This window comes from Micromonospora sp. NPDC049580 (assembly GCF_040675595.1).
Lineage (GTDB): Bacteria > Actinomycetota > Actinomycetes > Mycobacteriales > Micromonosporaceae > Micromonospora.
On record NZ_JBFAPG010000120.1, the window covers coordinates 1 to 13,814 of the forward strand.

Annotated in this window: 13 protein-coding genes; 10 read left to right on the top strand and 3 right to left on the bottom strand. The window is 75.4% G+C overall.

What is annotated here, in order from left to right; all coding sequences use genetic code 11:
- The coding region (locus AB0J68_RS13020) for a Rho termination factor N-terminal domain-containing protein (protein ID WP_363938402.1) at positions 1-211 on the top strand (211 nt) is incomplete at its 5' end.
- A 54-nt stretch (positions 212-265) separates the two neighbouring features.
- Here AB0J68_RS13020 and AB0J68_RS13025 read toward each other — a convergent pair.
- On the bottom strand, positions 266-1,699 hold the full coding sequence (locus tag AB0J68_RS13025; protein WP_363938405.1) for an aldehyde dehydrogenase family protein: 1,434 nt from the start codon (positions 1,697-1,699) through the stop codon (positions 266-268).
- Between the two features lie 72 nt (positions 1,700-1,771).
- Here AB0J68_RS13025 and AB0J68_RS13030 point away from each other — a divergent pair, with 72 nt between their 5' ends.
- The gene (locus tag AB0J68_RS13030; RefSeq protein ID WP_355065640.1) at positions 1,772-3,382 is read left to right on the top strand and encodes an NAD(P)/FAD-dependent oxidoreductase; all 1,611 of its coding nucleotides are present in this window, start codon (positions 1,772-1,774) and stop codon (positions 3,380-3,382) included.
- A 76-nt stretch (positions 3,383-3,458) separates the two neighbouring features.
- Here the strand turns inward: AB0J68_RS13030 and AB0J68_RS13035 are convergent, their stop codons facing one another.
- Positions 3,459-4,226, bottom strand: a complete 768-nt coding sequence (locus tag AB0J68_RS13035) for a polyprenol monophosphomannose synthase (RefSeq protein ID WP_007458081.1) — start codon at positions 4,224-4,226, stop codon at positions 3,459-3,461.
- 195 nt (positions 4,227-4,421) lie between these two features.
- Positions 4,422-4,868, bottom strand: a complete 447-nt coding sequence (locus tag AB0J68_RS13040; protein WP_363938408.1) for an SRPBCC family protein — start codon at positions 4,866-4,868, stop codon at positions 4,422-4,424.
- A gap of 257 nt (positions 4,869-5,125) precedes the next feature.
- Between AB0J68_RS13040 and AB0J68_RS13045 the strand changes: the two genes are divergently transcribed.
- The 8 genes from AB0J68_RS13045 to AB0J68_RS13080 are packed head-to-tail and all read left to right on the top strand — an operon-like array spanning position 5,126 to position 13,723.
- The gene (locus tag AB0J68_RS13045; RefSeq protein ID WP_363938424.1) at positions 5,126-6,697 is read left to right on the top strand and encodes an HAD-IIIA family hydrolase; all 1,572 of its coding nucleotides are present in this window, start codon (positions 5,126-5,128) and stop codon (positions 6,695-6,697) included.
- Positions 6,694-7,668 (top strand): glycosyltransferase, encoded by a 975-nt coding sequence (locus AB0J68_RS13050; protein ID WP_363938411.1) that lies wholly within the window; start codon positions 6,694-6,696, stop codon positions 7,666-7,668. The genes AB0J68_RS13045 and AB0J68_RS13050 overlap by 4 nt, the downstream gene beginning before the upstream one ends.
- A complete protein-coding gene (locus AB0J68_RS13055) occupies positions 7,653-8,870 on the top strand; it encodes a glycosyltransferase (RefSeq protein WP_363938414.1) in 1,218 nt (405 codons plus the stop codon). The genes AB0J68_RS13050 and AB0J68_RS13055 overlap by 16 nt, the downstream gene beginning before the upstream one ends.
- Positions 8,867-9,574: an SIS domain-containing protein gene (locus AB0J68_RS13060; RefSeq protein WP_354861001.1), complete on the top strand. Its 708-nt coding sequence runs from the start codon at positions 8,867-8,869 to the stop codon at positions 9,572-9,574. The genes AB0J68_RS13055 and AB0J68_RS13060 overlap by 4 nt, the downstream gene beginning before the upstream one ends.
- A 16-nt stretch (positions 9,575-9,590) precedes the next feature.
- On the top strand, positions 9,591-11,108 hold the full coding sequence (locus tag AB0J68_RS13065) for a PfkB family carbohydrate kinase (protein WP_363938417.1): 1,518 nt from the start codon (positions 9,591-9,593) through the stop codon (positions 11,106-11,108).
- Positions 11,105-11,806 (top strand): SDR family oxidoreductase, encoded by a 702-nt coding sequence (locus AB0J68_RS13070; RefSeq protein WP_354860993.1) that lies wholly within the window; start codon positions 11,105-11,107, stop codon positions 11,804-11,806. The genes AB0J68_RS13065 and AB0J68_RS13070 overlap by 4 nt, the downstream gene beginning before the upstream one ends.
- Positions 11,803-12,756 (top strand): glycosyltransferase family 9 protein, encoded by a 954-nt coding sequence (locus AB0J68_RS13075; RefSeq protein ID WP_355065652.1) that lies wholly within the window; start codon positions 11,803-11,805, stop codon positions 12,754-12,756. Before AB0J68_RS13070 ends, AB0J68_RS13075 begins: the two co-directional genes overlap by 4 nt.
- Entirely contained in the window at positions 12,740-13,723 is a 984-nt protein-coding gene (locus AB0J68_RS13080; protein ID WP_363938422.1) for a DNA topoisomerase IB, read from the top strand. Before AB0J68_RS13075 ends, AB0J68_RS13080 begins: the two co-directional genes overlap by 17 nt.
- Positions 13,724-13,814: the final 91 nt, after the last annotated feature.

Here is a 13,814-nt window from a genome sequence, read left to right on the forward strand (position 1 = left end):
GGGCCCGAGCGACCGGCAGGCCGCTGGCGGCGGCCCGGAGCGGCGCGCACCCACCGCCGGTGGGGTGGACGCCAACGCCAGCAAGGACCACCTCATGTCGGTGGCCCGCAAGCTGGACGTACCCGGTCGGTCGAGCATGACCAAGCCGGAGCTGGTCACGGCCATCGAGAAGGCCAACGACCGGGCCACCCGCAAGGCTCGCGGCGACTGACCCACGCACAGCGCGGTACGGGCGGACGGCCACCCCGGCGTCCGCCCGTAGCGTTCACCAGTGACCGCCGCCGGGCGCCTCGATGTGCACCGCCTTCGTGGCGCTGAACTCGTCCAGCAGCTCCGGGCCGTACCCGAAGCCCTGCCCGCTGGCCCGGCGCGGATGCGCGGCACCGCCGGGCGCCCCGCCGAACACCGAGTTGACTTTCACGGTGCCCACCGGCAGTTCCCGCCACGCCCGCTGCGCATGGCTCATCGACGCGGTCAGCACCGTCGCGGCCAGCCCGTACTCCGAGTCCGCCGCGCAGGTCAGCGCCTCGTCGAAGGAGTCGACCACCACCACCGGGGCGACCGGCCCGAACGTCTCCTCCCGTACCAGCACCATGTCGTGCCGGCAGTCGGTGACCACGGTCGCCGGGTAGTACGCCCCGGGCCCGTCCGGCACCTCCCCACCGGTACGCACCCGCGCGCCGGCCGCCGCCGCCGCGCTCACCTGCCCGTGCACGTGGTCGCGGTGCCGCCGGTCGACGAGCGGGCCCAGCTCGGTGCCCGGGTCCCGACCCGGCCCGACCCGCAGTGCGCCGGCCCGCCGCACCAGCGCCGCCACGAAGTCGTCGGCCACCTCCCGGTGTACGTAGATCCGTTCCACCGCGACGCAGATCTGCCCGGCGTTCGCAAACGCCCCGAGCGCGGCCTGCTCCGCCGCCCAGTCGGGGTCGACACCCGCGTCGACGACCAACGGGTCGCTGCCGCCGTTCTCCAGAAGCACCTTCGCGCCGGTACGGGCCGCGGCGGCGGCGATCTTCCGCCCGGTGGCTGTGGAACCGACGTGCGCGACCACGTCCACGTCCTGTGTGGCCAGTGCCGCGCCGACCTCCGGGCCACCGGTGAGCAGGGACAGCACCCCGGCCGGCAGCGCCGCGTCCAAAGCGCGCGCCAGCAGCCAACCCGTCGCCGGCGTTCGCTCGCTGGGCTTGTAGAGCACCACGTTGCCGGTGACCAGGGCCGCGCCGAGCAGTCCGCAGGACACCGCAACCGGGTCGTTCCAGGGGGTGATGACGGCGACCACGCCCCGGGGCTGGGGCGTCATGAAGTCCACCGCGTCCGTCGCGCCGTTCAACGTCCGCCCGCCGCGTAGCGGGGCCAGCTCCGCGTACTGTCGCAGGGTGCCGATACCCGCCTCGACGCCGCCGCGGGCGTCCGCGAGCGGCTTGCCCATCTCCGCGGTGACCGCCGCCGCCAGCTCGTCGGTGACGGCCGCGACCGCGTCCGCGGCCCGGTGCAGCGCCGCCGCCCGCTCCGCCGGCGCGGTCGCCGCCCACTGCGCGGTCGCGTCCCGCGCCGCCTGGGCCGCCTTGCCGACCTCGTCGGCCGTGGCGACCGGCACGGAGCTGACCGGTTCGCCGTCCGCCGGATCGTGGACGACCAGCTCGCCGCCGGTCCCGCCCGCGCCCCACACCCCGCCCACCAGCTGCGCAACCGTGTACATGCGGCGCTGGATGCCCCGGCCCTGGCGAGACAAACGCGTTTCGCCCGGTTGCGCGCCGGGTAGGCGGATCGGGTGACTACCACCGGCGCGCAGAGCGCGGACGCCGTCGTCGTCGGCGCCGGGCACAACGGCCTGGTCGCGGCGAACCTGCTGGCCGACGCCGGTTGGGACGTGGTGGTGCTGGAGGCGACCGCCGTACCCGGCGGCGCGGTGCAGTCCGCCGAGGTGACCGCCCCGGGCTACCTGAGCGACCTCTACAGCTCGTTCTACCCCCTGGGGTACGCCTCGCCGGTGCTGAACGGCCTCGACCTGGGCCGGTACGGGCTGTCCTGGCGGCACGCCCCGGACGTGCTGGCACACCTGCTGCCCGACGGCCGGGCGGCGGTGATCAACCGGGATCCGGACGTCACGGCCGCCTCGCTGGAGCAGTTCGCCCCCGGCGACGGCAAGCGCTGGCTGAACGCGTACACCGACTGGCTCGACGTGGCCGAGCCGATGCTCACCACCATCACCACGCCGTTCCCCCCGGTGCGCGGCGGCCTGGGCCTGCTGCGCCGGCTGCGGGTCGCGGGCGCCCTGCGGCTGGCCCGCCGACTCGTGGTGCCGGTGCGCAAGCTCGGCGACGAGCTGTTCGACGGTCCGGGCGGGCCGGCGCTGCTCGCCGGCTGCGCCCTGCACACCGATCTGTCCCCCGAGGAGGCCGGCTCCGGCGTGTACGGCTGGCTGCTGGCCATGCTCGGCCAGCAGGTCGGCTGGCCGGTGCCCGACGGCGGCGCGCGGCAGATCACCAACGCGCTGGTGGCCCGCCTGTCCGAGCGCGGTGGCCGCATCCTCTACGGCGCGCGGGTCGACCGGGTGCTCACCGCGCGCGGCCGGGCGATGGGCGTCCGCACCGAGGGCGGCGCGCTGTGGCGGGCCCGCCGGGCCGTCCTCGCCGACGTGCCGGCCCCGGCCCTCTACCTCGACCTGGTCGGGGCTTCGGTGCTGCCGTCGCGGCTGGTCGAGGACCTGGCGCACTTCCGGTGGGACGGCTCGACGCTGAAGGTGGACTGGGCGCTCTCCGCCCCGGTCCCGTGGACCAACCGGGAGGTCGCCGGCGCCGGCACCGTGCATCTCGGCGCGGACCTCGACGGGCTGACCCGCTACGCCGGCGAACTCGCCCGCGGCGAACTGCCCCGCGACCCGTTCCTGCTGGTCGGGCAGATGTCCGTGGCCGACCCGAGCCACTCACCGCCGGGCACCGAGTCGCTGTGGTCGTACACCCACCTGCCGTTCCGAAAGGACTGGCGGGCCGAGGAGATCGCTGGGCACGTGCAGCGCATGGAGGACGTGCTGGAGGCGGCGGCCCCGGGCTTCCGGCAGCTCATCGTGGGACGGCACGTGGCCGGGCCCGCCGAGCTGGAGAAGGGCGACCCGAGCCTGGTCGGGGGCGCGCTCGGCGGGGGCACCGCCGCCGCGTACCAGCAGCTGTTCCTGCGCCCGATTCCCGGCCTGGGCCGGGCGGACACCCCGGTGGACCGGCTCTTTCTGGCCAGCTCGTCGGCGCACCCGGGCGGTGGGGTGCACGGCGCACCGGGCGCGAACGCGGCCCGCGCGGCCCTGGCCCGCGACCGTGCCCTGACCGGCGCTGCCTACGCGGCGGCGGTCGCCACCGCCCACCGGGCCGTCTACCCCCCGACCTGATGCGGTGATCAAGAGGTTTGCGTCAGATTCCGGCTCGCCGGTGACGCAAACCTCTTGATCACCGCTGGGGGCGGGGTCAGTTGGTGATGTTGCGGTGTTTGCTGCGCAGGCGGAACGGCATCAGCGCGCTCTCGACCTTGGTCGCCGTGGTCATCTTGGAGACGCCGTCGCGCCGCTCCTCGAAGCGGATCGGGACCTCCAGGATCGTGTGGCCCAGCTTGGTCGCCAGGTAGTGCATCTCGACCTGGAAGCTGTAGCCGTTGGACTGCACGCGGTGCAGGCCGATGTCCTTCAGCGCGTCGGCCCGCCAGATCTTGAAGCCGGCGGTCAGGTCCCGGATGCGCACCCGCAGCAGCGTGTGCACGTAGAGGTTCGCCCATCCGCTGAGCGCGCGCCGGTACAGCGGCCAGTTCTCGTCCAGCTCGCCACCGGGCACGTACCGGGAGCCGATCACCACGCCGGCCTGGGTGGAGAGCAGCGCGCCCAGCATCCCCGGCAGCGCCTCCGGCGGGTGCGACAGGTCGGCGTCCATCTGTGCCACGAACTCGGCGCCGCCCTCGAGAGCCCGGCTCATCCCGTCGACGTACGCCCGGCCCAGGCCCTCCTTGCCGGCCCGGTGCATCACCTCGATCCGCTCCGGATACTCGATGGCCAGCTTGTCGGCCACCTCGCCGGTGCCGTCGGGGGAGTTGTCGTCGGCGACGAGGATGCGCAGGCCCGGCAGCGGCAGCGCGAGCAGCCGCTCGACCAGCGCCGGGAGGTTGCCCGCCTCGTTGTAGGTGGGCACGACGACGGTCAGGTGTGCGTCTCGCCACGGCGACGGCAGTTGGACGGGCTCGATCATGTCGGACATCCTCGGTTTGCGGACAGGTCTACCTGAGAGGGTAGCCAGTTGCCCGATCCGGATTGAAAAGGCTCCCCGTCGATCGGGCCGGCCGCAGGTGGCGGCGCGCTCAGCGCAGGCGGCGGGCCATCGCGGTGAGGGCCATCGCGCGGCCCACACCGGCGCTCGCGCCGGTCACCACCACCGTCCGGCCCGTCACCGGGCGCCCTTCTGTCGGGTGGCGATGTCGGAGAGCCGGTTTAGCGTCTCCTTGTTGCGCAAGTGCAGCACCAGGTCGTTGGCCTTGTTGCGGATCCAGCGCAGCGGGCCGGCCGCGAAGTCCTCACCGAGGCGGACGCGGGTGGCGTCGCCGTCGACCGGTTCCAGGGTGAACGCCACGATCGCCTCGCCGGCCGGCCACAGGCCGGCGCGCAGCACCAGCCGGTGCGGCGGCTCGCAGGCCAGCACCGTCGAGGCGTCCTGCAACGAGAACGGCCACGGCCCGGCCCGGTGGTGCAGTTGGCTGCCCACCCGTGGCCAGGCGTCGTCCACGTCGCGCACGTGCGCGGTCCCGACCACCCAGTCGCTGTACGTCCACCCGTCGGCCAGCACGTCGAACACCCGCTGCGGGGGAGCGTCGATTACTTTCTCCACTATCGCCACTGGGCTCCCATACCCGCCTCGCGACGGAGGTTAACGGGCCGGCGGGTTAGCTTCTCGGAAGCGGCGGGTAAGGCCGACCGGGGCACCGCCGCCGGCGTTGGCCCACGGCGCCGACGACGACGTTTACTCCTCGGGGCGCCGGGAACCCGCCGGCTGTGCGACAGGACCAGGAGGATCCGTATCAGCGCAGGTCAGCCCGGGTTTACGCCGGTGTTGGCCGGGCTGGCCACGGGCCTGCTGAACCCCCCGGGGGAGTCCTGTACGACGCGGTCCTGCTCGACCGCGACGGCACGCTGATCGAGGATGTGCCGTACAACGGCGACCCGGAGAAGGTCCGTCCGGTCCCGGGGGCGCGGGCGGCGCTGGACCGGCTGCGGGCCGCCGGGTTGCGCCTGGCGGTGGTGACCAACCAGTCGGGTCTGGCCCGGGGCTACTTCAGCGAGGAGCAGATGCGGGCGGTGCATGCCCGCGTGGAGGAGCTGCTGGGTGGCTTCGACGCCTGGCTGGTCTGCCCGCACGACGACTCCGACCGATGCGACTGCCGTAAACCGGCGCCCGGTCTGGTGCACGCCGCCGCCCGCGAGCTGGGCACGAGCGCGTCGCGCTGTGTGCTGGTGGGTGACATCGGCCGCGACGTGGACGCGGCACTGGCCGCCGGTGCGGCCGGGGTGCTGGTGCCCACCCCGGTGACCCGACCGGAGGAGATCGCCGCCGCCGGCTGGGTGGCCGCGGACCTGCCCTCGGCGGTGGACGAGATCCTGCGCCGCCAGCGGGCCGTGCAACCCGCCGAGGCCGGCGAGCGGGTGGGCACGGCGTTGGTGGTGCGCTCGGACTCGGCAGGGGACGTGCTCGTCACCGGGCCGGCGATCCGCGCCGTCGCGGCCGGCGCGCGGCGGGTGGTGCTGCTGTGCGGTCCCCGCGGACGCGCCGCCGCCGAGCTGCTGCCCGGCGTCGACGAGATCATCGAGCACCCGCTGCCGTGGATCGACCCCGCGCCGGCGCCGATCGACCCGGACGCCATGCGGGGCCTGACCGCCCGTCTCGCCGCCGTCGGCGCGGACGAGGCGGTGGTGTTCACGTCGTTCCACCAGTCCGCCCTGCCGCTCGCGTTGCTGCTGCGGATGGCCGGGATCACCCGGATCGCCGCGATCAGCGACGACTACCCGGGCTCCCTGGTGGACATCCGTCACCGGGTGCCGGTGGGCGTCCCCGAACCCGAGCGGGCGCTCTCCCTCGCCGCCGCCGCCGGCTACCGGCTGCCGGTCGGCGACGAACCCGTGCTCCGGCTCCGGGGCGACACCGTGGCGCTGCGCCCGGCCGCTGCCGGTGACCCCGGTTACGTGGTGCTCCACCCCGGGTCGGCCGCGTCGAGCCGGGCCTGCCCGACCGAGCTGGCGGCGCGGATCGCCGCGGCGCTGACCGCCGCCGGGCATCGGGTGCTGGTCACCGGCGGGCCCGACGAGCGTACGGTCACCGCCCGGGTCGCGGCGGCGGGCGGCACCGACCTGGGCGGCCGGACCGACCTGGCCGGGCTGGCCGCGCTCGTCGCGGACGCCGCCGCCGTGGTGGTCGGCAACACCGGGCCCGCGCACCTGGCCGCCGCGGCCGGGGTGCCGGTCGTGAGCCTCTTCGCGCCGACCGTCCCTTTCGGGCAGTGGGGGCCCTACCGGGTGCCCACCGTCCGGCTCGGCGACGCGGGCGCGCCCTGCCGTGACACCCGGGCGGCCAGCTGCCCGGTCCCGGGGCACCCGTGCCTCAGCGGCCTCGACCCGGCCGAGGTGGTCGAGGCGGTACGCACGCTCGTGCCCAGCGGTGGTGGCAACCGATGAACATCCTGCTCTGGCACGTGCACGGCTCCTGGACCACGTCCTTCGTGCACGGCAGCCACCGCTACCTGATCCCCACCACAGCCGACCGTGGCCCGTACGGCCTCGGCCGGGCCCGCACCTACCCGTGGCCGGACAGCGCCGTCGAGGTGGCCCCCGACGACCTGCCCGGCAGCGACGTCGACCTGGTCATCCTGCAACGTCCAGAGGAGATCGACCTGGCCGAGCAGTGGCTCGGGCGGCGCCCCGGGCGTGACGTGCCCGCCATCTACGTCGAGCACAACACCCCCAAGGGCGACGTGCCGAACACCCGCCACCCGATGGCCGACCGCGCCGACCTGCTCGTCGCCCACGTCACCGGGTTCAACCAGATCTTCTGGGACACCGGCGCGACCCGCACCAGGGTGGTCGACCACGGCATCGTCGCGCCGACCGTGTCGTACACGGGTGAACTGGACCGGCTCGCCGTGGTGATCAACGAACCGGTGCGGCGGGGCCGGGTGACCGGCACGGACCTGCTGCCCGAGTTCGCCGAGATCGCGCCGCTGGACGTGTTCGGCATGGGCGTCGCGGGTCTCGCCGACCATCTCGGGCTGTCCGCCGACCGGCTCACCAGCCACGACGACGTACCCCAGGACCGGATGCACGCCGAGCTGGCCCGCCGGCGCGCGTACCTGCACCTGTGCCGCTGGACCTCCCTCGGGCTCAGTCTCATCGAGGCGATGGCGATCGGCATGCCGGTCGTCGCGCTCGCCACCACCGAGGCGGTGACCGCGGTGCCACCGGAGGCGGGGGCGCTCGCCACCCGGATGGACACCCTGCTCGACGCCGCCCGCCGGTTCATCGCCGAGCCGGCGGCCGCACGTCAGGCCGGCGTGGCGGCACGGGCCGCCGCGCGGGACAGGTACGGCCTCGACCGTTTCCTCGCTGACTGGGACCGGCTGCTGGAGGAGGAAGTATGCGGATCGCGATGATCTCGGAGCACGCCAGCCCGCTCGCCATCCTCGGAGGCGAGGACGCCGGCGGCCAGAACACGCACGTCGCCGAGCTGTCCGCCGCGCTCGCCGCCGCCGGGCACGAGGTGCGGGTCTACACCCGCCGCGACGCCCTCGACCTGCCGGTGACCGTGCGCGCCCCGGACGGGTACGACGTGGTGCACGTGCCGGCCGGTCCGGCCGAGCCGGTCGCGAAGGACGCGTTGCTGCCGCACATGCGCGAGTTCAGCCGCTGGCTCATCGAGCGGTGGCGCGGCGGGGACTGGACGCCCGAGGTGATCCACGCGCACTTCTGGATGAGTGGCCTGGCCGCGTTGACCGCCGGTCGGCAGACCGGGGTGCCGGTGGTGCAGACGTACCACGCGCTGGGCACGGTCAAGCGCCGCTACCAGGGCGTGCAGGACACCAGCCCGGCCCGGCGCATCTCCTACGAGCGGGAACTGGGCCGCTCGGTGGACCGGGTGGTCGCCCAGTGCCGCGACGAGGTCGGAGAGCTGGTCCGGATGGGCGTGCCCCGGTCCCGGATGACCGTCGTGCCCTCCGGGGTCAACCTCGCCTCGTTCTCCCCGCTCGGGCCGGTCGCCGACCGTGAGCCGGGGCGAGCCCGGATCCTGACCGTGGGCCGGCTGGTCGAGCGCAAGGGTTTCCAGACGGTGGTCCGCGCCATGGCGCTGGTGCCCGACGCCGAGTGTGTGGTGGTCGGCGGTCCGCCCGAGGGGCTGCTGGAGACCGACCCGTACGCCCGCAGGCTGCGCGCCCTGGCCGAGTCGTGCGGGGTCGCCGACCGGGTGCACCTCGTCGGCGCGGTGCCCCGGGAGGAAATGGGCCGCTGGTACCGCTCGGCGGACCTGCTGGTCGCCGCGCCCTGGTACGAGCCGTTCGGGTTGACCCCGCTGGAGGCGATGGCGTGCGGCGTGCCGGTCGTCGGCACTGCCGTGGGCGGCATCCGCGACACCGTCGTCGACGGCACGACCGGCGACCTCGTACCGGCCCGGGACCCCAACGCCCTCGCCGCCGCGATCCAGCGGCTGCTCGACGACCGGATCCGCCGCTTCCGGTACGCCACGGCGGCGCGCGAGCGGGCCCGGTCGCGCTACTCCTGGGAGGCCACCGCCGAACGCCTGGCCGAGGTCTACGGCGAGGTCGCCGCCGTGCGCCGGCCGACCCGGGTGGTGGCCTGATGCCGGCGGGCAGCCCGCTCGACGTGCACCTGACCAACCTCGCCGCGGCACTGGCGCCGTACCGCCGGTGTGAACCGCAACTGGCGCGCTGGGGCGCGGCCCTCGCGCACCGGCTGGCCGGCGGCGGACGGCTGCTCGTCGCCGGCAACGGTGGCAGCGCCGCCGAGGCCCAGCACCTCACCGCCGAGCTGGTGGGCAAGCTGCACGACGACCGCCAGCCCCTGTCGGCCATCGCCCTGCACGCCGAGACCAGCGCGGTGACCGCCATCGCCAACGACTACGGCTACGGCGATGTCTACGCCCGTCAGGTCCGCGCCCACGGCCGGCCCGGCGACGTCCTGTTGCTGCTCAGCACCAGCGGCACCAGCCTCAACCTGCTCACCGCCGCGCACGCGGCGCGCGACGCCGGCCTGACCACGTGGGCACTCACCGGGCCCGCTCCCAACCCGCTCGCCGACGCCTGCGACGAGGTGCTCGCCGTGCCGTCGGCAGACACCCAGGTCGTCCAGGAGCTGCATCTCGTCACCAGCCACCTGATCTGCGAGTACCTCGAACAGGAACTGCCCGCCGCGCTGGCCGTGACCGGGGCCGCCGCGGGCGTGCCCGCCGAGCCGGCACCGGCCGGTCGGCTCGCGTCCGGGCCGGTGCGGACCGGGGTCGAGGTGGTGCTCGACGGCGGGGCCGGACAGCAGGTCGACGCGTGAGGATGAGGGGGAAAGCGTGAGGGGACCCGTGGTGGTGGTCGGGGACACCCTGCTCGACCGGGACGTGGAAGGGGTGGTGAACCGCCTCTGCCCGGACTCCCCGGTGCCGGTGCTCGACGAGACCTCGGCCGTCGACCGGCCCGGCGGCGCCGGCCTCGCCGCGGTCTTCGCGGCCGCGCAGGGCGCCGAGGTGGTGCTGATCACCGCCCTCGCCGACGACGCCGGGGGCGCGCGGCTCAGCGCGCTGCTCGCCGCGGCCGGCGTGCAGGTGTACCCGCTGAGCCTGTCCGGCGCGACCCCGGAGAAGATCCGGCTGCGGGCCCGGGGCCGGGTGCTGCTGCGTCACGACCGTGGCGGCGCGTCCGGCGAGCCGGGTCAGCCCTCCGACGAGGTGCTGCGGGTGCTCGCCGCGGCGTCGGCGGTGCTGGTCAGCGACTACGGCCGGGGAGTGGCCCGCCAGCCCGCGCTGCGCGCCGCGCTGGCCGCCACCCGCGCGCCGGTCGTCTGGGACCCGCACCCGCGCGGCCCGGCCGCGGTGCCCGGGGTGCACCTGGTCACCCCGAACGAGTCGGAGGTACGCGAGCTGGTCTCCGCGCTGCCCGGCGCGTCCCGGCTGGCCACCGCGTCCCGGGGTGCGCAGGGGCTGCGGCGGCGGTGGCGGGCGGGCGCGGTCGCGGTGACGTTGGGCGGGGACGGCGCGTTGCTCTGCCACGCCGGGTCGACGCCGCTTGTGGTGCCCACCCCGGGCAGCGCCGAGGGCGACACCTGTGGGGCCGGTGACCGGTTCGCCGCCGCCGCCAGTCTCGCGCTGGCCGAGGGCGCGCTGGTCTCCGAGGCGGTGCAGGCGGCGGTCGCCGAGGCGTCCGCGTACGTGGCGGGTGGGGGAGTGGCCACGGCGCTGCCGCCACCGGAGCAGCCGTTTCCGCGCGTCCTGCGGGCGGGGTCGAACCGCGGACCGGCGAGCGGGCACGGGGTCGCCGGCCCGGGGCATGAGCGGGTGGGCATCGCGGCGGTCGCCACGCTGCTCGCCGAGGTGCGGGGTGCCGGCGGCACCGTGGTGGCCACCGGAGGCTGCTTCGACCTGCTGCACGCCGGGCACGTGGCCACCCTGCAGGCCGCCCGGCAGCTCGGCGACTGCCTGATCGTCTGCGTGAACTCCGACACCAGCGTGACCGGGCTGAAGGGGCCGGACCGGCCGGTCGTGTCCGAGGGTGATCGGGCCCGCCTGCTGGCCGCGCTGAGCTGCGTCGACGCCGTCCTCGTCTTCGACGAGCCGACGCCGGAGGCGGTGCTGTCCTGGCTGCGCCCCGATGTCTGGGTCAAGGGCGGCGACTACGCGACCGGCGGCCCAGACGCGGCCGGGCTCCCCGAGGCGGAGGTCCTGCGCCGCTGGGGCGGGAACACGGTGGTGGTGCCGTACCTGGACGGTCGTTCCACAAGTGACCTGATCACCCGTTCGGCCGGCGGGCAGTCCCCCAGCCTGGGCGAACGCACGCAGCAGCCGGTGTCGACGACGCGGGAGCGCAGCCGATGACCACCACGAGGTCCGGCGCCGGGCCCACCGTCCTGGTCACCGGCGGCTCCAGCGGGCTCGGCGCGGCGGTGGTCGCGGCGGTGGTCGCCTCCGGTGGCCGCCCGCTCGTGCTGGACCGGCAGGCACCGGTCGACGGCGTGTCCTGGACCGAGTGCGACCTCGCCGACACCCGCGCCGCCGAGGTGGCCACCCAGCACCTCGCCGAGCAGGCCGGCGGCCTGGACGCGGTGGTCACGGCCGCCGGCATGGACGTGCCGGGTCGGCTCGCCGACGTGCCGGGGGAGATTTGGGATCGGATCGTCGCCGTGGACCTGCTGGCCACCGCCGCGGTGATCCGGGCCGCGCTGCCGTTCCTGCAGACCTCTCGGGGCCGCATCGTCACTGTCGCCTCGACCCTGGGGGTCAAGGCGGTCAGCGACGCCACCGCGTACTGCGCGGCGAAGTTCGGCGTGGTCGGGTTCACCCGCGCCCTGGCCGCCGAGCTCGCCGGCCAGGTCGGGGTCACCCTGCTCATTCCCGGCGGGATGCGTACCGCGTTCTTCGACGAGCGCGACCCGCAGTACAAGCCGGGGCCGGACGCCATCCTCAACGACCCCGTCGACACGGCCGCGGCGGTCATGTTCGCGCTCAACCAGCCGCCCGGCTGCGCGGTGCGCGAGATGGTGGTCTGCGCCGAGCAGGAGACGTCGTACCCGTGATCCTCGTGCTGCGCGCCCTCGGCGTCGGCGACCTGGTCACCGCGGTGCCCGCGCTGCGGGCGCTGCGGGCCGCGTACCCCGGAAGGGAGCTGGCGCTCGCCGCGCCCGGCGGCCTGGCCCCGCTGGTCGACCTGGTCGGGGGCGTCGACCGGCTGGTGGACACCGCCGGGCTGGACGGGCCGTCCTGGCCCGGCCCCGCCCCGCAGGTCGCGGTGAATCTGCACGGACGCGGCCCACAGTCGCATCGCCTGCTGGCCGCCGCCCGTCCGGGGCGGCTGCTCGCCTTCGCGAACGCCGCCGCCGGGTTCGGCGACGGGCCGCGGTGGGTCGACGACGAGCACGAGGTGGACCGCTGGTGCCGGCTGCTGTCCTGGTACGACATCCCGACCGACCGCCGTGACCTCGGCCTGCGCCGGCCCGGAAAGGCCGGCCGACCAGCCGGCGCCACCCTGCTGCATCCGGGCAGCAAGGTCCCCGCCAAGCGGTGGCCCGCCGAACGGTTCGCGGCCCTGGCCCGGGCGCTCGACGAACGGGGGCATCGGGTGCTGGTCACCGGCTCGGCCGACGAACGCGCGCTGGCCGCTCGGGTCGCCGACGCGGCCGGCCTCGCGCCGGCCACCGTGCTGGCCGGCCGGACCGACCTCGGCGCGCTGGCCGCGCTGGTCGCCGACGCCCGGCTGGTGGTCAGCGGGGACACCGGCGTGGCCCACCTGGCCACCGCGTACGGGACCCCGTCGGTGGTGCTCTTCGGGCCGGTGCCTCCGGCCGCGTGGGGGCCACCGCCGGACCGGCCCCGGCACCGGGCGCTGTGGGCCGGTGCGGGGGATTGGCGCAGGTGGGACGGGGTAGGGAGCCACCCGACATTGACGGCCCTGCGCCTCGACGAGGTGCTGGCCGCCGTGGACGAGGTGGAGAGGGCGGTGCGGGTCTCCGGTGCGGTTGCGGCGTAGCGACCCGGGTCGGCCCGGTTACGGGCGACGCCGGCGCGGTAAGGGCTGGACCTTCGTCGATTCGAGCGGTGCGGTCGTGCGGGATCCCGCGACCCTGGCGCGGCTGCGGGAGCTGGTGATTCCCCCGGCCTGGCAGGACGTGTGGATCGCGCCGCACGCGAACGGGCACATCCAGGCGACCGGCATCGACGCGGCCGGACGCAAGCAGTACGTCTACCACCCGGTGTGGCGCGAGAAGCAGGACGCGGCGAAGTTCGACCACATGCTGGAGGTGGCCCGGCGGTTGCCGGGGCTGCGGGATCGGGTGGGACAGGACCTGGGCGGGCGAGGGCTGGGTCGGGACCGGGTGCTGGCGACCGTGACCCGACTGCTCGACATGGGGATGTTCCGGGTCGGCAGCGACCAGTACGCGGCCGGCGACGACCCGACGTTCGGGGTGTCCACCCTGCGCCCGGAGCACGCCCGCAGACGCGGCGGCTGCGTGGTCTTCGAGTTCCCCGCCAAGGGCGGTATCGAGCAGGTGCGCCGGATCGAGGACCCGGAGTTGTGCGAGGTGCTGGTCAACCTGCGCCGGCGTCGCCGGCGGGCGGACCGGCTGTTCGGCTACTGGGACGGCCGGGAGTGGCGCGACGTACGCAGTGACGAGGTCAACGGCTACCTGCGCGACGCCAGTGGCGGCGAGATGACCGCCAAGGACTTCCGCACCTGGCATGCCACGGTGCTGGCCGCCGCGGAGTTGGCCGCGGCCGACCCGGCCCGCTCGGCCACCGCCCGGCGCAGGGCGGTGGCGGCGGTGATGCGTGCGGTGGCCGAGCTGCTGGGCAACACCCCGACGGTGGCGCGGACGTCCTACGTGGACCCCCGGGTCGTCGACCTCTACCACGACGGAGTGGTGGCGCCGGTGGACCCGGGTGCGCCGCGCGAGGAGATCGAGCGGGTCGTGTTGGACCTGTTGGAGAAGGCCTGACCGGCCCCGCCGACGATCCTGGGGGGGAAGCGACGGGGCCGGGGCCTCGGCCCGGGGGCGACACCGGGCGGCCGCCCGCCGCGTCCTGCGG

What these genes read in the sequence shown, in the direction of transcription:
- AB0J68_RS13055 (WP_363938414.1), top strand. Translation starts at nt 7,653, where the DNA reads ATGCGGATCGCGATGATCTCGGAGCACGCCAGCCCGCTCGCCATCCTC.
- AB0J68_RS13070 (WP_354860993.1), top strand. Translation starts at nt 11,105, where the DNA reads ATGACCACCACGAGGTCCGGCGCCGGGCCCACCGTCCTGGTCACCGGC.
- AB0J68_RS13025 (WP_363938405.1), bottom strand. Translation starts at nt 1,699, where the DNA reads ATGTACACGGTTGCGCAGCTGGTGGGCGGGGTGTGGGGCGCGGGCGGG.
- AB0J68_RS13050 (WP_363938411.1), top strand. Translation starts at nt 6,694, where the DNA reads ATGAACATCCTGCTCTGGCACGTGCACGGCTCCTGGACCACGTCCTTC.
- AB0J68_RS13035 (WP_007458081.1), bottom strand. Translation starts at nt 4,226, where the DNA reads ATGATCGAGCCCGTCCAACTGCCGTCGCCGTGGCGAGACGCACACCTG.